Raw genomic sequence first — 18,348 nt, forward strand, 5'->3', positions numbered from 1 at the left:
GTTGCTGCAGGCGGCGATGGGGCTGATCTTCGCGCTCACCGGCGCACGCTGGCTCGGACCTTCCGAGAATGGAATGGCAATCCTGCTCATGGGCATGGGTCTGCTGCTCGCGGCGGCGGGGCTCGTCCTGGCGGGCCTTGCCTGGCGTATCGCCTGGCTTCGGGGGCCGGCGCTCGAATTGACGGAAGAGGGCCTGCGCGACCGGCGCTTATCACCCGACGTCATCCCCTGGGATGCCATCTCGTGGAGAGTCATGTTCAACGGCCGCTCCTACAGCTTGCAGTTCGACGTTGCGGAAGCGCAGAGGAAAATCCTCCGCATCTATTGGCCACACCGCGCCATGGCGCTCTTCAACCGGCTGATGCGCCATCCCGAATTCACGGTTGTGACGCTTGGGACGGGCCTCACTGCCGAAGCGATCGGCGCACGCATGAATTCGTTCAAGACTCGCATCTCCTGAGGGAAACTCATGCAATCTGCGTGAAAATTCGCCAGATTGCTTGACATCCATCCAAGACAGGAGTTTCCTCCCAGAAAACAAAGTTGCCCGGCAGCAGCAACTCTTGAGGGGATGGACCAGCCGGCGCCGGGAAAACAGCGGCTGGACATCGGGAGAAAACGCAATGTCTGACCTCAAAGATCGGGTCGAGGCGATGTACCGGCGCGATGTGATCGTCGCCTGGGCGTTCGTCATCGGCCTGTGGTTCGCGGTCATCTTCGTGATGATGGCCACCTGGAATCTCGCGCCCGAAGGGCAATGGCGCACGATCCTGATGATCGGCGGAGCCGCCGTACTCCTGTTCAACACCGCCTCCATCGGGGCGATGGTGAAGCACTACAAGGAGGACAAGGACTTCATCTACGGGCTCGACATCAAGCATCTCGACGAGATGCGCGGCCGCAGGCACTGAGGGAGGCTCGCATGGCAAGATACATTCCCCCGCGGCAGAGCAAGGTCGGCCAGATCATCGACGTGCTCGTGCTGCTCATCCTCATCGTCGGAGCGCTGCGGGTTCCGTTGTGGTTCGAGCTGGCTGGCGGCGCCAAGACGCCTGCTGCCCACAACCCCGCCGCCAGCTGGGCCGATCTCGGCCAGGACACGCCCGAGAAGGTCGCGGCCTGGAACGCGCTTGGCTTCACCGATCCCACCAACGAAAGCCTGCAGAGCCTGATCACGGCGCGATTCGACTACACGATCAACACGCTCGAGCTGCTGATCATGATCGTGGTGGTGGTCGGCTACTACGTGCTGCTCGTCCGGTTCTCGGGCAAGGAATACAAGGAAGTGATCGCCGAGAAATTCGGTGACAGGCGATAGGGGGACGCAATGGAATTCTGGGTACTGATGGAATATCTGGCTTGGATCCTCTCCGCGATCCTCGGCCTCTACATCGTCGTCGACTGGCTTCGCGTCGATTCGACCTACTCCGAGGATGTTCTGACCTCCTCGCGGGAAGGCGAGCTCGAGGCCATGACCGAAAAGCACCAGCTCTGAGGACCGGACAATGGCAAATGCACATCAGGCGGCCGGCACCCCGGTCGAAAAGATAAGCCTTCTGCGCGTTCTCGGCCCCGCCCATGTCTGGGCGCTGGGCGTGGGCATCGTGCTCGTCGGCGAATACATGGGCTGGAACTTCAGCGTCGGCAAGGGCGGCGCCTATGCGGCGCTGATCGCCTGCTGGTTCGCCGGGCTCCTCTACACCTGCGTGGCCATGATCGACTCGGAGGTGACCTCCACGGTCGCCGCCGCAGGCGGCCAGTACACCCAGGCCAAGCACATCATAGGACCGCTCATGGCCTTCAACGTCGGTCTCTACCTGGTGTTCGCCTACACCATGCTGGAGGCGGCGAACGCCATCACGCTGGCCTACCTCATATCGCAGGTGGCGGCGCTGTCCGGCTATGCGGGTGAACTGAACCAGACACCGTTCATCGTGCTGACGATCCTGTTCCTGGCCTGGCTCAACTACCGCGGCGTGCTGGCGACGCTGACCTTCAACCTCGTCATCACCGCCGTGGCCTTCATCGCCATCATCGTGCTCTTCCTCAGCACGGCCTTCAGCGGATCGCTGAATCATGCCGGGCTGATGTCGGGACAGGCGGCATTGCCCTACGGCGCCATCGGCGTCGTCGCGGCGCTGCATTTCGGCCTGTGGTACTATCTCGGCATCGAGGGAACGACGCAGGCCGCCGAAGAGGTGCGCTCGCCGGCGCGCGCGCTCCCGTTCGGCACCATGGCCGGCATCATCACCCTGCTGATCGCCGCGACGCTCACCTGGTACATCTGCTCGGGCCTGCTGCCCTGGGAGTTCCTGGGCGACGGCGTGAGCGGCTCGGTGGCGCCGCTCTTCGACGCGAGCCGCCTCACCGGCTCGACCTTCCTGATGGTGCTGCTCGGCATCGGCACCCTGTTCTCGACCATGGCCTCCGCCAACGGCTGCATCAACGACGCCTCGCGCGCCTGGTTCGCCATGGGCCGAGACCACTACCTGCCGCAGTGGTTCGGCGCGGTGCACCCGAAGCATCGCACGCCTTACAGGTCGATCATCTTCCTGGTCCCGATCGCGCTTCTCTTCGCGCTCGGCGCGCCGCTGGACCAGGTGATCACCTTCTCGATCCTGTCGGGCCTGCTCGAATACACCTTCATGCCGATCAACGTGATCCTGTTCCGCAGGAAGTGGCCGCTCGACACCATCAAGCGCGGCTACGTGCACCCGTTCCACCCGGTCCCGGCCATTGTGCTGCTCTGCCTGTGCGGCGTGACCTTCTTCGCGGTGTTCCTCGGCTACGGCACGCAGCTGATCGCCATGGTGGCCTTCTACATCGTGGTCTCGCTGTGGTTCCACTTCTGGCGCTACCGCTTCGTGAAGCGCGGTGACCAGTTCACCATGCCCTGGCCGCGCCCGCGCGGCTATTGACGGAACGCACGCGACACGCAAACAAGACTGGCCCGCTCCCCGCAAGGGCGGGCCAGTTTCATTGCCGGGGTGCAGGGTTTGATCGACCAGCTCATGATGCCGCTCCTGGCCGCGCTGTTCGGCACGGCCTTTCTCTACAGCCTCTACCGCAACCTGCAGGAAGGCCGCCGTCGGGCCGCGCTTCGCGCCGGCTTTCTCGACGAGGTGCAGGGACTGTTCACCGGCGGGCTCAAGGCGGTGAGGCCTGATGGCTTTCCGCGCATATCCGGCACCTACGAGGGCCACACCTTCGACATCCAGGCCGTGCCCGACACGCTGAACATCCGCAAGCTGCCCACCCTGTGGCTGCTCGTCAGCCTGCCCGAGCCATTGCCCCTCAAGGGCACCTTCGACCTGATGATGCGGCCGCGCGGCGTCGAGGTGTTCTCGCACCATGCCGCGCTTCCCGTGCAGATCGAGGCCGACCCCGCCTTCCCGCACGACTGCGCCATCCGCACCGATCACCCGCAAGACCTTCCGCCGCGCGAGGTGCTGCTGCGGCACATCCGCATCCTCGACAATCCCCTGGCCAAGGAACTGGTGATCTCGCCCAAGGGCCTGCGCATCGTGTGGCTGGCCGAGGAAGCCCATCGCGGCCGCTACCTCCTCTTCCGCGACAGCGAAATGGGGGGCGCTCCCTTCCCCGCCGCCGAGATGAAGCCGCTTCTCGACCACCTGATCGCCCTGCGGAAGGACCTCCTCCCCGCCCTCCCGGAGACCGCCCGATGAGCAACACCCCGGCCCCGCCGCCGCAGCGCCCGATGAACCCGCTCGCCGTCCTGGGGCTCGCCATCGTGCTGCCGGGCTCCGGCCAGGTGTTCAACCGCGAGCCCTATCGCGGGCTGATCTTCCTGTTCTTCATGTTCCTGCTCGGCGGCTTCACCCTGGTGACGGCATCGCCCGAGGTCTCGATCGTCGGCAAGCTGGCGGGCGGCATCTTCGTCTATGCGATCTCGGTGTTCGACGCCTACAAGAAGGCCCGCATCCGCTACGAGGTCTGGCGCTACGCCGCCAGCAATCCGTGACGGATCATCCCCGCATCCGGCTTCGCGCCGAGCACGTGATCGGCCATGACGGGCGCGGCCACGTTCTATGGCGGAACGGCGAAGTGGTCTTCGAGGGCAGCCGCATCCTATTCGTGGGACGCGGCTTCGAAGGCCGCGTCGACCGCGACACTGACCATGGCGAGGCGGTGATCGGCCCCGGCCTCATCGACCTCGATGCGCTGGGCGATCTCGACTCGACCGTTCTCGCCTTCGACAACGGGCCGGAATGGAAGCTCGGCCGCATCTGGACGGAAGACTATCTCGCCCGCGGCCCGCGCGAGGCTTATTCGGCGGAAGAAGAGACATTCAAATATCGCTATGCATTCGCGCAGCTGATCCGCAACGGAATCACCACGGCGATGCCGATCACCTCCATGACCTACCGTGCCTGGGCGGAGTCCTACGACGAGTTCGCCGCCGTGGCGGGCGTTGCAGGCGAGATGGGGATCAGGGCCTATCTCGGCCCCTGCTACATGTCGGGCGTGACCCTGACCGACGATCAGGGCAGGCTCTCCCAGCACTGGGACGAGGCACGCGGGCTCGCCGGGCTCGAGGAGGCGTGCCGCTTCATTGCCGATTTCGGCGGTACGCAGGGGGGCCTCGTCCAGGCCATGCTGGCCCCTGACAGGATCGAGACCTGCACGCCCGCCCTTCTCCGCCGCACGGCGGAAATCGCCGCCGAAACCGGCGTTCCGGTGCGGCTGCACTGCTGCCAGTCGCGCTACGAGGTGGACCTGGTGAAGCGGCTGCGCGGGCTCTCGCCCTATCGCTGGCTGAACGCCTTAGGACTGCTCCGCCCGCGCACCGTGCTGCCGCACGGCATCCATCTCGAGCCGGGCGACATCGACCTCCTTGCGGCGAGCGGCGCGGCGATCGTGCATTGCCCCGTCGTCTTCGCGCGTGACGGGGAGGCGCTCAACTCCTTCGCGCGCTACCGCGAGCGCGGCGTCACCATCGCGATGGGAACCGATACCGCACCGCCCGACCTCCTCGACAACATGCGGCAAGGGTTGAACATCTGCCGCGTGCTCGAGGGCCGCGCCGCGTCAAGTGCCGCGGAGTTCTACGATGCCGCGACGCTGGGCGGGGCCAAGGCGCTGGGCCGCGACGACATCGGGCGGCTTTCCCCTGGCGCGCAGGCGGACATCACGGTCTTCGATCTCTCCGGCTTCCATCTCGGCCCCGCCATCGATCCGGTGAAGACGATGCTGCTTGCCGGCACGGGGCGGGATTTCACCCACGCGTGGATTGCCGGCCGCGAGGTGATGCGCGAGCGGCGGATTCCCGGGCATGACCTCGACGACATGCGGCGCAGAGCGCAGGCGCAGTTCGCGAAGCTCGAAGCTAGCCACAGCGCACGCGCGCCCGGAAACCCCGCACCGGACGTGATGTTCAAGCCGTCGTTTCCCCTTGCGGGATGACGTTTCGCGCCCGTCATAATTTTCTGTCCATGTCCCCGGCCAGCCGTTATATGCCGTGACGCCACTTTCAAACACAGGAGTTCCGATGAAATGACCAACTGGCCCGTGCACGCCGCGTGGAACGGCCCCATCGTGATGATCGGCTTCGGCTCGATCGGAAGGGGCACACTGCCGCTGATCCTCCGCCACATCGCGGGCGATCCGAAACGGATCACGGTCATCGACCCGGACGCATCCAGAAGCCAGCTGGCCGAGAAGCAGGGCGCTTCCTTCATCAAGGAGGCGATCACGCAGAAGAACTTCCGCCAGGTTCTGAAGCCGCTGCTCACCGCGGGGCCCGGCCCCGCCTTCATCGTCAACCTCTCGGTCGACGTCGACAGCCTCGCCATCATGAAGCTCGCCCGCGAGACGGGTGCGCTCTACATCGACACGGTGATCGAGCCGTGGCCGGGCTTCTATTACAACACCAAGCTCAGCCAGTCCGACCGCACCAACTACATGCTGCGCGAAGGCCTGCTGGCGCTGAAGCGCGAGCTGGGGCCCGGCCCCACCGCCGTCTCCTGCTGCGGCGCCAACCCGGGCATGGTGTCCTGGTTCGTCAAGAAGGCGCTGATGGACATCGCCGCCGATACCAATGCGCGCGTCGCCGAACCCAAGACGCAGGCCGGCTGGGCGAAGCTCATGAAGCGGCTGGGCGTCAAGGGCATTCACATCGCCGAGCGCGACACGCAGCGCTCGAAGTCGCCGAAGCCCTTCGGCACATTCGTCAACACCTGGTCGGTGGAGGGATTCATTTCCGAAGGCCTGCAGCCGGCGGAACTGGGCTGGGGCACGCATGAGAAGAAGCTGCCTCCCCGGGGCAAGCGCCACAAGACGGGCTGCGGCGCGGCGATCTACATCGAAAGCCCGGGGGCGGACACCCGCGTGCGCACCTGGACGCCCACGGAGGGACCGCATTTCGGCTTCCTGGTGACCCATAACGAGGCGATTTCGATCGCTGACTATTTCACCCTGCGCGAAGGCCGCAAGGCCATCTACCGGCCGACCTGCCATTATGCCTACCACCCCTGCAACGACGCCGTGCTCTCCTGGCACGAGATGCTGGGGGCGGGCGGCAAACGGCAGAAGCAGTGGAACGTGCTCGACGAGACCGAGATTGCCGACGGGCGGGACGAACTCGGCGTCCTCCTCTACGGGCACAGGAAGAACGCCTACTGGTTCGGCTCGCAGCTGTCGATCGAGGAGGCGCGGAAACTCGCCCCCTACCAGAGCGCCACGGGCCTGCAGGTGACCTCCGCCGTGCTCACCGGCATGGTGTGGGCGATCGAGAACCCCAACGCCGGCATCGTCGAAACGGACGAGATGGATTACAGGCGTTGCCTCGAAATCCAGACGCCCTATCTCGGCCCGGTGCGCGGCGTCTATACCGACTGGACGCCGCTGGAATCGGTCAACGAACTCTTCGCGCCCGATCTCGACCGGCGCGACCCCTGGCAGTTCCAGAATATCCTGGTGCGCTGACCACAGTTTTGCCATGGCCGGAGGCGATCCGGCCATGGCCCGCATGACTGGGCTAGACTGGGGAGGCCATGACAACGATTCGCTCTCTCGCCCTCTTCGCCAGCGCCGTGCTGGTTCTCGCGTCGCCCTCCCGAGCCGAGCCGAAGCACGGCATCGCCATGCATGGCGAGCCGGCGCTGCCGGCGGATTTCGCTCATCTTCCTTATGTCAACCCCGAGGCACCGAAGGGCGGCCAGCTGCGGCAGGCGGTGACCGGCTCCTTCGACAGCGTGAACCCCTTCATCGTTAAGGGGTCCTCCGCCACTGGCGTTCGCGCCTATGTGTTCGAGAGCCTGCTGGGCCGCAACTGGGCGGAACCCTTCTCTCTCTACGGGCTGCTGGCGGAATCGATCGATGTTTCCGATGACCGCCAGACCTTCACCTTCCGGCTCAGGCCCGAGGCGAAATTCTCGGACGGAACGCCGGTGACGGCGGAGGACGTGGAATTCTCTCTGGAGACGCTGCGGGACAAGGGCAGGCCCAACTTCCGCAACTCCTATTCCAAGATTACCAAGGTCGAAACGCCGGATCCGCGCACCATCACCTTCAGGCAGGACTCGGGCGACCGCGAGCTGCCGCTCATCATCGGCGTGATGCCCATCCTCTCCAAGGCCTTCTGGCAGGGCAAGGACTTCGCCCAGACCACGCTGGACCCGATCATCGGCTCCGGCCCCTATGTGATGAAGGCGGTAAAGGCAGGCGAATCGATCGTCTATGCCAAGGATCCGGATTACTGGGGCAAGGACCTGCCGCTGCAAAAGGGAATGTGGAATTTCGACGAGGTGCGCTTCGACTACTACCGCGACGCCAATGCCGCCTTCGAGGCCTTCAAGTCCGGACTCGCCGATATCCGCATCGAAGCCGATCCGGTGCGGTGGAATACCGGATATGACTTCCCGGCGGTGAAGGAAGGCAGGGTCATGCTCGAGAAGATCCAGCAGAAGACGCCCGCTCCGGCCTCGGGCCTCGTCTTCAACACGCGGCGCAAGGTCTTCGAGGACCCGCGCGTGCGGGAGGCGCTGACCATGGCCTTCGACTTCGAATGGGCCAATGCCAATCTCTTCGCCAATGCCTATCGCCGCACCTATGGCTTCTACGCGGGTTCGGAGCTTTCCTCCGAGGGGCGCCCGGTGGACGCGCGCGAGAAGCAGGTGCTGGGCGATGCCTTCGGTCGCCTCCGCCCGGATTTCGTGGACGGCAGCTACAGGCTTCCGGTAAGCGACGGCTCCGGCCGCGACCGCAAGGTGCTGCGGAAGGCCGTGGCGCTGCTTGCAGAAGCGGGCTGGACCATCGGGGAGAATGGCCTTGCCAATGCCCAGGGCCAGCCCTTTGCCTTCACCATTCTCGTCCAGAACAAGGACCAGGAGAAGATCGCGCTTCACTATCAGCGCACGCTCAAGGCCATCGGCATCAGGGCCGAGGTGCGGATCGTCGACTCCCCCCAGTTCACGGCGCTCCAGACCAGCTACGACTACGACATGATCCCCGCCATCTGGTACAATTCGCTCTCCCCCGGCAACGAGCAGGTGCTCTATTTCGGATCAGAGGGGCGGACAGTGGAAGGCACGCGTAACTACCCTGGTATCGCCGACCCTGCCGTCGACGCCGCCATCAAGGCCATGCTCGACGCGAAGACCAGCGAGGACTTCGTGGCCGCGGTGCGCGCCGAGGACCGGCTGCTCGTCTCCGGCTTCTACACGGTGCCGCTCTATGATGCGGGCGGACAGTGGGTGGCACGCTGGAGCCATATCGGACGGCCGGACACGCAACCCCTACCCGGCTTCGAAGCGACCACGCTCTGGCGCATCCCGTGATCGAGCCGCACGAGCGGCCACCCCGCCGCTTGAACCTTGCGCGCCATTGCCTGTCCGGCAAGCCGACGGAAAAGACGGCGCTCATCGTCGCCGGAACGGGCATGGCCGAGCGGTGGCGCTATGGCGAACTCGAAGAGGCGGTGCTGAGACTCGCGGGAGGCCTGCGCGGCGCCGGGCTCGAGCCGGGCGGCCGCCTGTTCATCCGAATGGGCAATTCCCTCGACTATGCCCTTGTTTTTCTTGCTGCAAACGCCATCGGCGGGGTGCCGATCCCGGCCTCGCCGATGCTCACCGCATCCGAGGTGGCCTGGTTGCTGGCCGACAGCGGCGCATCCATTGCCGCATGGGATGGCGCGCTGCCTTTGCCGGACTGCACGGGAGTGGCCCTCCTCCGGCCCGCGGATCTCGCGCGGCTGAGGCGCGCGCCGGCGGCCTCCTATGCCGAAACGGAGGCCGGCGATCCGGCCTATCTCGTCTACACCTCCGGCACATCGGGAAAGCCCAAGGGCGTTCTCCATGCCCATCGTGCCATCTGGGGAAGAAGGCCCATGTATCAGGGCTGGTACGGCATCGGACCGGACGACGTGATGCTGCACACCGGCGCCCTGAACTGGACCTACACGATGGGCACCGGCCTGTTCGATCCCTTCGCAAACGGCGCCACGACGGTGGTCTATACGGGTCCCCGCGATGATGCAGTCTGGGCGCGGCTCGTGTCCGAGCACGGCGTCACGCTGATGGCCTCCGTGCCGGGCATTTACCGGCAGATCCTCCGCGCAGGTTTCCGCCCTGCCGCCACGCTGCGACACGGTCTCTCGGCGGGTGAGGCGCTGGCGCCCGACCTGCTCCACGCCTGGCGCGAGGAGACCGGGCTCGAGCTTTACGAGGCTCTGGGGATGAGCGAGATCTCGACCTACATCTCAACCTCGCCGTCCGTACCCGTGAAGCCGGGCTCTCCCGGAAAGCCACAGCCGGGCAGAACCGTGCGCATCCTGGAAGACGGGCAGATCGGCGTCCACCGCTCTGACCCCGGTCTGTTCCTGCGCTACTGGGGCGAGCCGCTGCCGGCGGGCGACTGGTTCGCCACCGGCGACTTGGCCGAGATCGATGCGGAGGGTCACATCTGGTGTCGTGGCCGGGCTGACGAGCTGATGAATGCCGGCGGTTTCCGCGTCTCGCCGCTCGAGGTGGAGGCAGTTCTGCTGCAGCACCCCGATGTGGCCGATGCGGGGGTGCGCGAGTTGCGCATTTCGGAGACGGCCTCCATCATCGCCGCCTTCGTGGTGCCGAAATCGAGCTTCTCTCCGAACGAAGCAGCGGTTGCGGCGTTTGTCAGCGAAAGGCTTGCCGCCTACAAATGCCCAAAGCAGATCTGGTTCGTGCCTGCGCTTCCGCGGACCGCCAACGGCAAGCTCATCCGGAAAGCGCTGGAGAAACCGTGACCATGGCGGACCGCCTCGTCATCGACGTCGTCTCGGACGTCATCTGCCCCTGGTGCTTCCTTGGCAAGCGCCGCCTCGATGCTGCGCTGAACCAGCTCGGCGATCCGGACGTGTTCGTGCGCTGGCGGCCCTTCATGCTCGATCCCACGATCCCCGCTGAAGGGCTGGACCGGCACGCCTACCTTCTTGGCAAGTTCGGCGCCGATCGCATGAAGACCATCCACGACCCGCTCACCGCCGCCGGCGAGGAACTGGGCGTGCCCTATGATTTCGATGCCATCACCCGGACGCCCAACACGCTCGACGCCCACCGGCTGATCCGCTGGTCGCATACGGCGGGCCTCCAGAACGAGATGGTGGAACGCCTGTTCATGGCCTACTGGAGCGAGGGCAAGGACGTGGGTGACCGCGAGGTGCTGGTCCAGTGCGCCGCCGAAGCGGGCATCAACGCCGGGCAGATCCGCGATCTCCTCGGCAGCGATCAGGACGTGGAAGAGACCATGGCCGAAATCCGGCACGCCGGCGAGATCGGCGTGACGGGGGTTCCCACATTCATCCTCGCCCAGCGTTACGCGCTCGTCGGCGCGCAGTCGCCGGAGGTTCTGGCGGACGCGATCGCGCGCGTGGCGGAAGAGGTGGCCGGGGAGAGATGACGGCAAGCTGGCCGGAGAGAGACCCTCACGCCGCGAGCTTCACCAGCGTCTGCATCAGCTGGCGTGTGCCCTTGAGGCGGTCCTCGGGGGTTTCCCAGTTGCGCATGACGACGAGCTTCATGTCCGGGCGGAGCTTGGCGTGGGCCCCCTGCCCCGTGATCCACTGAACCAGCGCCGGCGGATTGGCGAAGGCATCGCCGCGGAAGCCCATCACCGCACCCTTCGGCCCCGCATCCACGCTCTGCACATTCGCGGCGCGGCACAGGAGCTTGATCGAGACCACGGCAAGGAGATGCTTCACCTCCTCGGGCAGCGGACCGAACCGGTCGCGGAGCTCGGCCCCGAAGCCATCGACCGCCTGCTGGTCGTGAAGATCGGCCAGGCGGCGGTAGAGGCCAAGTCGCACCTGCAGGTCCTCGACATAGCTTTCCGGGATGAGCACGGCGGTGCCGAGATTGATCTGCGGCGACCACTGACCGTCCGTGTCCAGCGTTTCCTCGCCGGTGCGGAGCTTCGCCACCGCCTCCTCGATCATCTGCTGGTAGAGCTCGTAGCCCACCTCCTTGATGTGGCCCGACTGCTCCTCGCCGAGAAGGTTGCCGGCCCCACGCAGGTCGAGATCGTGGCTCGCCAGCGTGAAGCCGGCGCCGAGCGAGTCGAGCGACTGGAGCACCTTCAGCCGCTTGTCGGCGGAGGGCGTGAGCGTCTTGTTGGCGGGGGTCGTGAAGATTGCGTAGGCGCGCTGCTTCGAGCGCCCGACGCGCCCCCTGAGCTGGTAGAGCTGTGCCAGGCCGAACATGTCGGCGCGGTGGATGACGAGCGTATTGGCCGTCGAGATATCGAGACCCGATTCGACGATGGTTGTCGAGAGCAGCACGTCGAAGGCACGGTCATAGAAGCCGGTCATGATGTCTTCGAGTTCGGTGGGCGGCATGCGGCCATGGGCGATGCGGAACTTCACCTCGGGCACCGACTGCCTGAGGAAGGCGGCGATCTCGTCAAGGTCGGTGATGCGCGGCACGACATAGAAGCTCTGCCCGCCCCTGTAATGCTCGCGCAGCAGGCTCTCGCGGATGATGACCGGGTCGAAGGGTGTGATGTAGGTCCTGACTGCGAGGCGGTCCAGCGGCGGCGTGGTGATGAGCGACAGCTCGCGCACGCCAGAGAGCGCCAGCTGAAGTGTGCGGGGGATGGGAGTGGCCGTCAGCGTCAGCACATGCACGTTGGTGCGGAGTTCCTTGAGCCGCTCCTTGTGCTTCACGCCGAAATGCTGTTCCTCGTCTATGATGAGGAGACCCAGGTCGCGGAACTTGATCGCGTTTGAGAGCAGCGCATGGGTGCCGACGACGATGTCGATGTCGCCTGAGGCAAGCCCAGCCTTCACCTGCTCCAGCTCCTTCTTCGGCACCATGCGCGAGGCCTGCGCGATGTTGATGGGGAGCCCCTTGAAGCGGGCCTGGAAGGTGGCGAAATGCTGGCGCGAGAGCAGCGTCGTCGGCACCACCACCGCCACCTGCTTGCCATTCATCGCGGCGATGAAGGCCGAGCGCAGCGCCACTTCCGTCTTGCCGAAGCCCACGTCGCCGCAGACCAGCCGGTCCATCGGGCGGCCCTTCTGGAAATCCTCGACGACGGCGTCGATGGCGGTGAGCTGGTCCTCCGTTTCCTCGTAGGGGAAGCGGGCGGAAAACTCCTCGTAGGCGCCTTCAGGCGGCGGCAGCACGTCGCCGGATTTGAGCTCGCGCGCCGCGGCGGTGCGGATCAGGCCCTCGGCAATCTTGAGGATGCGCTCCTTGAGCTTCGCCTTCTTGGCCTGCCAGGCGCCGCCGCCCAGCTTGTCGAGTTGTACGCCCTGCTCGTCCGAGCCGTAGCGCGACAGGAGCTCGATGTTCTCCACGGGCAGGAACAGCCTGTCGCCCCCGGCATAGGAGAGGAACAGGCAATCATGCGGCGCGCCCTGCACCTCGATGGTCTTCAGCCCCTCGAAGCGGCCGATGCCGTGGTCGACATGCACAACGAGATCGCCCGGCGCGAGGGCGGAGAGCTCGCTGATGAAGTCGGATGCCTTCTTGCTGCGCCGGCCGCGCCGCACCATGCGGTCGCCCAGGATGTCCTGCTCGGAGATGAGGACGAAATCGTCGGTCTCGAAGCCTTCCTCGAGGCCGAGCACGAGAAGGCCCGCAATGGACTTGTCCCAGGAAAGGAACTCCGCCCAGCCCTTGGCGGCAGCGAGCGGGGCAACCTCATGGTCCTTGAGGATGTGCTCCATCCGTTCGCGGGAGCCCTCCGTCCAGGAGGCGATGGCGACACGGCGGCCGCCGCGCCGGATGTCGTCGGCGTGAGCCTTCACCGCCTCATAGACGTTGCTGCCGGCCTGGGCGCGTTCGGCCGCGAAACTCCGCCCCCGCCTTCCATTGAAGGAGATGGCATCGGCAGTGGGGCTTTCGAAGGGAGAGAAGGCCAGCACCGTGACGTTGGTCTGGATCTCCGCCCATTCGGCATCCGTGAGGTAGAGCGTCTCTGGCTTCACGGGCTTGTAAGGGGCGGCGCCATAGGTCTCCTTCTTCTCGAGCGCCTCGCGCCGCGCTTGGTAGAATTCCGCTACCTGCTCCTGCCGCGCCTTGGCCGCTTCATCCGCAGCCTGGTCAAGCGTGACGACCGGATCGTCGAGATAGTCGAACAGGGTGGAGAGGCCGTCATGGAACAGCGGCAGCCAGTGCTCCATGCCCTGATACTTCCGCCCGGCGGTGACGCTCTCGTAGAGCGGGTCGCTGGTGTCGATACCGCCGAAGGCCTCGGCGTAGTTCACCCGGAACTTGCCGAGCGACTGCTCGTTCAGCAGCACTTCGTTCGCAGGGTTCAGAGAAAAGCGCTTGAGCGTGGCCGTGGTCCGCTGCGATTCCGGATCGAAGCTCCGGATCGACTCCAGCGTGTCGCCGAAGAAATCGAGGCGAACGGGAGCTTCGGCGCCGGGCGGAAAGATGTCAATGATGCCGCCCCTCACGGCGAAGTCGCCGGGATCGACGACAGTCCCCGTGCGTGAAAAGCCATTCTCGGAGAGGAAGGCGATGAGATCGTCCGAACTGACCCGGTTGCCGGGCACGGCCGAGAAGCTCTGCCCTTCGATGAGCGAGCGCGGCACGACGCGCTGCAGGATCGCCGGAATGGTGGTCAGCAGCAACAGCGGCTTCGTCACCGCTTCCGTGAGCCGCGCCAGCGTGGCAAGCCGGCGCGCCACGATGTCCGCCACGGGCGAGACGCGGTCATAGGGCAGGCTATCCCAGCCGGGAAAGCGAAGAACCTCCAGCTTCGGCGCGAAATAGGAGAGCTGGTCGGCCAGCACGGCGGCGCGCTGGTCGTCGAGCGCCACGTGCACGGTGACGCGATGCCCCGCGGCCTTCGCGATCTCCGGCAGCAGCATGGCGTCGAGCCCCTGCGGCACCCCGGAAACGGCGGTGCGGCCCGGCCGGGCGAGCCTGGGCTTCAGCTTCGAGATATCGGTCATGGCCTGTAATCGAGGATGCGGGACAGGAGGCCGGAGGAATGCTGCGGCGGCACCGGAGCCTGTTTCGTCGCCCAGGCGAGCATGTCCTGGTCGGGGATGTCCATGATGCGCTCGAGCTCGGCGAGCTCCACGTCACTGAGGCTCGCCAGATGCCGCGCCACGAAGCCGCCGAGGATCAGGTCCATTTCCTTGATGCCGCGGTGCGTGGCGCGCCAGAGCAGGCGCTTGCGGCGGATTTCGGCTTCGGGAGGGCTCGTCATGGCGAGGGTCTCATGCCCCAACCGCCCTTGCGCCGCAACCGGTTCCCGTTGAAATAGGCCCATGCGCCCTCCGCTCCTCAATCCACTCTTCGCCGGCGCCTCCGGGCTCAGGGGCATCGGCGAGAAGCTCGACAAGCTCCTTGCCCGCTTCCTCGGGCCTGCCCACGGAACGCCTGGCGACAGGACGCGGATCATCGACCTGCTGTTCCACCTGCCCTCGGGTCTGGTGGACCGCCGCTACCGCCCCCGCATTGCCGGCCTGCCGCCCGAGGGCGTGGTGACGGTCGAGGCCAGGGTGATGCGCCACAAGCCGCCGCCTCCCGGCAACAAGCGGGTGCCGTGGCGCGTGGAGGTGTCCGACGGCACCGGGCTCCTCACCCTGGTCTTCTTTCATGCCTATGCGGATTCGATCCGGCGGGCGCTCCCGGAGGGGGAAACGCGCTTCATCTCCGGCAAGATCGACTGGTTCAACGGCGAGCCGCAGATGGCCCATCCCGACCACATCGTTTCGGCGGACGACTTCGCCCGCCTGCCGCTGATCGAGCCGGTCTATCCCTTGACGGAAGGGCTCTCGGGCAAGGTGCTGGCGAAAGCCATCGCCCAGGCACTGGCAAAGCTCCCCGTGCTTCCTGAATGGCAGGACCCGGCCTTCCTCCAGCGCCACGGCTGGCCCTCCTTCGACGCCGCGCTGAGGGCCTTGCACCACCCGGAGACGCCCTCCTCCCTCGGCCCCGATGCACCCGCCCGGCGGCGCCTCGCCTTTGACGAGCTGCTGGCAAACCAGCTGGCGCTTTCGCTGGTGCGCGCCAACATGAAGCGTACGGCGGGTCGCAGGCTTCCCGGCACCGGCGAGCTCCGTGCCCGGCTGATCACCGCACTCCCCTACAGCCTCACAGGCGCGCAGAAGGAAGCAGTCGCCGAGATCCTGCGGGACATGGCCTCTGGCGAGCGGATGCTGCGGCTCCTTCAGGGCGACGTTGGCTCTGGAAAGACGGTGGTGGCACTGCTGGCGCTCGCCACGGCCGTCGAAAGCGGCGCCCAGGGCGCAATCATGGTGCCGACGGAAATTCTGGCGCGGCAGCACCATGCGAACATTTCGAAGCTCTGCGAGGCGGGAGGAATCGCGGTCACACTCCTCACCGGGCGCGAGAAGGGCAAGGCGAGGGAAGACGTTCTCTCTCGCATCGCGTCCGGCGAAACGCAGATCGTGGTCGGCACGCATGCCCTGTTCCAGCAGGATGTGACCTTCCGCGATCTGGGTCTTGTCGTCATCGACGAGCAGCACCGGTTCGGCGTGCACCAGCGCCTCGCGCTCCAGGCCAAAGCCGGCGGCACAACCGATCTCCTCGCGATGACGGCCACGCCGATCCCCCGCACGCTGGCGCTCACCGTCTATGGCGACATGGACGTTTCCCGGCTCACCGAGAAGCCGGCGGGCCGCCTTCCCGTCGACACGCGCGTCATCCCCATGTCGCGCATGGAGGAGGTGATCGAGGGTCTGGCCCGCAGCCTGGCGCAGGGCAACCGCGCCTACTGGGTCTGCCCGCTGGTGGAGGAGAGCGAGGCGGTGGATCTCGCCGCCGCGGAGGCGCGGTTCATGGAACTTGCCCGGCGCTTCAAGGGCGAGGCGGGTCTCGTCCATGGCAGGATGAAGGGTGCCGAAAAGGACCGGGTCATGGCCGAGTTCAAGTCCGGCGCGCTGAAGCTGCTTGTTTCCACGACGGTGATCGAGGTGGGGGTGGACGTTCCCGAGGCCACTGCCATCGTGATCGAGAATGCCGAACGTTTCGGGTTGGCCCAGCTGCACCAACTCCGCGGCCGGGTGGGGCGGGGAAGCGGAAAGTCCTCCTGCCTGCTGCTCTACCAGGAGCCGCTCGGCGAGACGGCCAAGGCCCGGCTCTCGATCATGCGCGAGACGGAGGACGGCTTCCGCATCGCCGAGGAGGACCTGCGGCTTCGCGGTGCGGGCGAGATGCTGGGGACACGCCAGTCGGGCCTACCGCTGTTCCGCATGGCAGACCTCGCGACCGATGGTGACCTGCTCGCCGCCGCCCGCGACGATGCGCAACTGGTGCTGAACAAGGACCCGCAGCTCCACGGCCCGCGCGGCGAGGCCCTGCGCCTCCTGCTTTATCTCTTCGAGCGCGAGGAGGCGATCCGGCTGCTCTCGGCTGGTTGAGGGAAGACATTATGGGGCGGAGCCGATCACGTCGGTGCTCGCGGCCAGGAACTGCAGGAATGCCCGTGTCCGCCGCGCCAGCCGCCGGCTTCCCAGAAAGACCGCGTGAATGTCGAGCTGAGGCCCGCAGGCCGTGGGCAGCACGTGTTCGAGCCTTGCCGCGTCGATATCGTCCTGAACAATGTAATCAGGACAGAGGGCGATGCCCTCGCCCGCTACTGCGAGGTCCCGCGACAGCCGGGCGCTGTTGACGAGGAAGGATCCAGAGACGGTGATCCTGTGAAGTTCGCCCTGTTCGGTAAGCGGCCAAGCGCCGTCACCCCGCATGTTGGTGTCACGGATACAGACGTGGCTCACGAGATCGGCAAGCCCGCTGGGACGCCCCCTCCGATCGAGATAATCCGGCGCTGCGACCATCAACAGCCTCGTCTGGCCCAGCCTCCGGGCGATCAGCGCCGAAGTGTCGAGCCTGCCGATGCGGATCGCCACATCGATGCCTTCGGCGGCGAGATCGACGAAGCGGTCTGACAGGCGGAGATCGATCACGAGGTCGGGATGGGCCGCGCGGAACCGGCGGAGAAGCGCAATGACGCGCATTTCGCCGAAGGTGACCGGGGCTGAAATGCGCAAGGTGCCGGACAGGCCGCGCCGTTCCTCCCGAAGCTCGCCCGTCATCTCGTCGAACTGGTCGAGCCAGTCGGGTGCACGCGCCATCAGCCGCTCGCCCGCGGCCGTGAGGCCGAGCCGGCGCGTGGTGCGCTGCAGAAGCTGGGTTCCAAGCTGTGCCTCGAGCTGCGCCATGTATTTCGATGCAAGCTTGGGCGACATGCCAAGCCGCGTCGCAGCGCCGGAGAACGACCCCGTCTCCACCGTCGCGACGAAGACCCGCATTCCGTCCAGAAGGTCCATTTCAGTCCTTATTAAGAACGTTTCGGCGAATATGATACGCTATATTCGCCGTTTTCGCCATAGGCTATATGGCGCATGTTTCGGTCATGGCGAAGCGCCGTCCTGGCTTTCGCGATGACATCCAAAGGAAGGACATCTCCCATGATCGACACCAGAACCGCTCCCCTCGCCGTGTTCGCGCTGCGCGTGACCACCGGCGGCCTTTTCCTGATCCACGGGCTCATCAAGCTCCTGGTCTTCACCCCCGCCGGAACCGCGGGCTATTTCGAATCCGTCGGCCTTCCCGGCGCCCTTGGCCATCTGACCATCCTGGCCGAGATCGCCGGCGGCATTGCGCTGATCCTCGGGATCAAGGCCCGGATAGTGTCTGCCGCGCTGGTGCCGGTGTTGCTCGGCGCAGCCTGGTTCGGGCATGGCGGTTTCGGCTTCAACTGGTCGAACCCGAACGGCGGTTGGGAGTATCCCTTGATGTGGGCAATCGTTCAGGCCTCGGTCGCCGCGCTCGGTGACGGCGCCTACGCGCTCGTCCCCAGCACCAGGCAGGCTCGCATCCCCCAGCCGGCCTGAACATGCCCCGTGGGGGGGCAAAAGGGGGGGGGAGA

At 66.0% G+C, this 18,348-nt stretch carries 17 protein-coding genes; 14 read left to right on the top strand and 3 right to left on the bottom strand.

What is annotated here, in order from left to right; genetic code table 11:
* The 12 genes from ACK4HL_RS08970 to ACK4HL_RS09025 all read left to right on the top strand — a co-directional run.
* Positions 1–460: hypothetical protein (locus tag ACK4HL_RS08970; protein WP_409758898.1), on the top strand; the 460-nt coding region annotated here is incomplete at its 5' end.
* 163 nt (positions 461–623) lie between these two features.
* Positions 624–911, top strand: coding sequence for a hypothetical protein (locus ACK4HL_RS08975; RefSeq protein WP_409758901.1), 288 nt, complete (start codon positions 624–626; stop codon positions 909–911).
* An 11-nt stretch (positions 912–922) separates the two neighbouring features.
* Entirely contained in the window at positions 923–1,318 is a 396-nt protein-coding gene (locus tag ACK4HL_RS08980; RefSeq protein ID WP_409758904.1) for a hypothetical protein, read from the top strand.
* A gap of 9 nt (positions 1,319–1,327) precedes the next feature.
* Positions 1,328–1,495, top strand: a complete 168-nt coding sequence (locus ACK4HL_RS08985; RefSeq protein WP_409758907.1) for a hypothetical protein — start codon at positions 1,328–1,330, stop codon at positions 1,493–1,495.
* A gap of 10 nt (positions 1,496–1,505) precedes the next feature.
* Positions 1,506–2,918, top strand: coding sequence for an APC family permease (locus ACK4HL_RS08990; protein WP_409758910.1), 1,413 nt, complete (start codon positions 1,506–1,508; stop codon positions 2,916–2,918).
* A 78-nt stretch (positions 2,919–2,996) separates the two neighbouring features.
* The gene (locus ACK4HL_RS08995) at positions 2,997–3,686 is read left to right on the top strand and encodes a hypothetical protein (protein ID WP_409758913.1); all 690 of its coding nucleotides are present in this window, start codon (positions 2,997–2,999) and stop codon (positions 3,684–3,686) included.
* A complete protein-coding gene (locus ACK4HL_RS09000) occupies positions 3,683–3,982 on the top strand; it encodes a hypothetical protein (RefSeq protein WP_409758916.1) in 300 nt (99 codons plus the stop codon). The genes ACK4HL_RS08995 and ACK4HL_RS09000 overlap by 4 nt, the downstream gene beginning before the upstream one ends.
* Positions 3,979–5,424: an amidohydrolase family protein gene (locus tag ACK4HL_RS09005; RefSeq protein WP_409758919.1), complete on the top strand. Its 1,446-nt coding sequence runs from the start codon at positions 3,979–3,981 to the stop codon at positions 5,422–5,424. Before ACK4HL_RS09000 ends, ACK4HL_RS09005 begins: the two co-directional genes overlap by 4 nt.
* 90 nt (positions 5,425–5,514) lie before the next feature.
* Positions 5,515–6,945 (top strand): homospermidine synthase, encoded by a 1,431-nt coding sequence (locus tag ACK4HL_RS09010; RefSeq protein WP_409758922.1) that lies wholly within the window; start codon positions 5,515–5,517, stop codon positions 6,943–6,945.
* 68 nt (positions 6,946–7,013) lie between these two features.
* On the top strand, positions 7,014–8,798 hold the full coding sequence (locus ACK4HL_RS09015) for an extracellular solute-binding protein (protein ID WP_409758925.1): 1,785 nt from the start codon (positions 7,014–7,016) through the stop codon (positions 8,796–8,798).
* A 29-nt stretch (positions 8,799–8,827) separates the two neighbouring features.
* Positions 8,828–10,240 (top strand): acyl-CoA synthetase, encoded by a 1,413-nt coding sequence (locus ACK4HL_RS09020; protein WP_409758928.1) that lies wholly within the window; start codon positions 8,828–8,830, stop codon positions 10,238–10,240.
* A gap of 2 nt (positions 10,241–10,242) precedes the next feature.
* A complete protein-coding gene (locus ACK4HL_RS09025; RefSeq protein ID WP_409758931.1) occupies positions 10,243–10,893 on the top strand; it encodes a DsbA family protein in 651 nt (216 codons plus the stop codon).
* A gap of 25 nt (positions 10,894–10,918) precedes the next feature.
* Here the strand turns inward: ACK4HL_RS09025 and mfd are convergent, their stop codons facing one another.
* On the bottom strand, positions 10,919–14,398 hold the full coding sequence (mfd, locus tag ACK4HL_RS09030; RefSeq protein WP_409758934.1) for a transcription-repair coupling factor: 3,480 nt from the start codon (positions 14,396–14,398) through the stop codon (positions 10,919–10,921).
* Positions 14,395–14,658 (bottom strand): succinate dehydrogenase assembly factor 2, encoded by a 264-nt coding sequence (locus ACK4HL_RS09035; RefSeq protein WP_409758937.1) that lies wholly within the window; start codon positions 14,656–14,658, stop codon positions 14,395–14,397. Before ACK4HL_RS09035 ends, mfd begins: the two co-directional genes overlap by 4 nt.
* A 61-nt stretch (positions 14,659–14,719) precedes the next feature.
* Between ACK4HL_RS09035 and recG the strand changes: the two genes are divergently transcribed.
* On the top strand, positions 14,720–16,837 hold the full coding sequence (gene recG, locus ACK4HL_RS09040) for an ATP-dependent DNA helicase RecG (RefSeq protein WP_409758940.1): 2,118 nt from the start codon (positions 14,720–14,722) through the stop codon (positions 16,835–16,837).
* Between the two features lie 9 nt (positions 16,838–16,846).
* Here recG and ACK4HL_RS09045 read toward each other — a convergent pair whose 3' ends face one another.
* On the bottom strand, positions 16,847–17,746 hold the full coding sequence (locus ACK4HL_RS09045) for a LysR family transcriptional regulator (RefSeq protein WP_409758943.1): 900 nt from the start codon (positions 17,744–17,746) through the stop codon (positions 16,847–16,849).
* 141 nt (positions 17,747–17,887) lie between these two features.
* Between ACK4HL_RS09045 and ACK4HL_RS09050 the strand changes: the two genes are divergently transcribed.
* The gene (locus tag ACK4HL_RS09050; RefSeq protein ID WP_409758946.1) at positions 17,888–18,313 is read left to right on the top strand and encodes a DoxX family protein; all 426 of its coding nucleotides are present in this window, start codon (positions 17,888–17,890) and stop codon (positions 18,311–18,313) included.
* Positions 18,314–18,348: the final 35 nt, after the last annotated feature.

This window comes from Aestuariivirga sp. (assembly GCF_046294715.1).
Lineage (GTDB): Bacteria > Pseudomonadota > Alphaproteobacteria > Rhizobiales > Aestuariivirgaceae > Aestuariivirga.

Excerpts from the sequence above, each read along its gene's own strand:
- ACK4HL_RS09035 (WP_409758937.1), bottom strand. The coding sequence starts at position 14,658 with ATGACGAGCCCTCCCGAAGCCGAAATCCGCCGCAAGCGCCTGCTCTGG.
- ACK4HL_RS08980 (WP_409758904.1), top strand. The coding sequence starts at position 923 with ATGGCAAGATACATTCCCCCGCGGCAGAGCAAGGTCGGCCAGATCATC.
- ACK4HL_RS09050 (WP_409758946.1), top strand. The coding sequence starts at position 17,888 with ATGATCGACACCAGAACCGCTCCCCTCGCCGTGTTCGCGCTGCGCGTG.
- ACK4HL_RS09015 (WP_409758925.1), top strand. The coding sequence starts at position 7,014 with ATGACAACGATTCGCTCTCTCGCCCTCTTCGCCAGCGCCGTGCTGGTT.
- ACK4HL_RS09010 (WP_409758922.1), top strand. The coding sequence starts at position 5,515 with ATGACCAACTGGCCCGTGCACGCCGCGTGGAACGGCCCCATCGTGATG.
- ACK4HL_RS09025 (WP_409758931.1), top strand. The coding sequence starts at position 10,243 with ATGGCGGACCGCCTCGTCATCGACGTCGTCTCGGACGTCATCTGCCCC.
- mfd (WP_409758934.1), bottom strand. The coding sequence starts at position 14,398 with ATGACCGATATCTCGAAGCTGAAGCCCAGGCTCGCCCGGCCGGGCCGC.
- ACK4HL_RS09045 (WP_409758943.1), bottom strand. The coding sequence starts at position 17,746 with ATGGACCTTCTGGACGGAATGCGGGTCTTCGTCGCGACGGTGGAGACG.
- recG (WP_409758940.1), top strand. The coding sequence starts at position 14,720 with ATGCGCCCTCCGCTCCTCAATCCACTCTTCGCCGGCGCCTCCGGGCTC.
- ACK4HL_RS08990 (WP_409758910.1), top strand. The coding sequence starts at position 1,506 with ATGGCAAATGCACATCAGGCGGCCGGCACCCCGGTCGAAAAGATAAGC.
- ACK4HL_RS08985 (WP_409758907.1), top strand. The coding sequence starts at position 1,328 with ATGGAATTCTGGGTACTGATGGAATATCTGGCTTGGATCCTCTCCGCG.
- ACK4HL_RS09000 (WP_409758916.1), top strand. The coding sequence starts at position 3,683 with ATGAGCAACACCCCGGCCCCGCCGCCGCAGCGCCCGATGAACCCGCTC.
- ACK4HL_RS08975 (WP_409758901.1), top strand. The coding sequence starts at position 624 with ATGTCTGACCTCAAAGATCGGGTCGAGGCGATGTACCGGCGCGATGTG.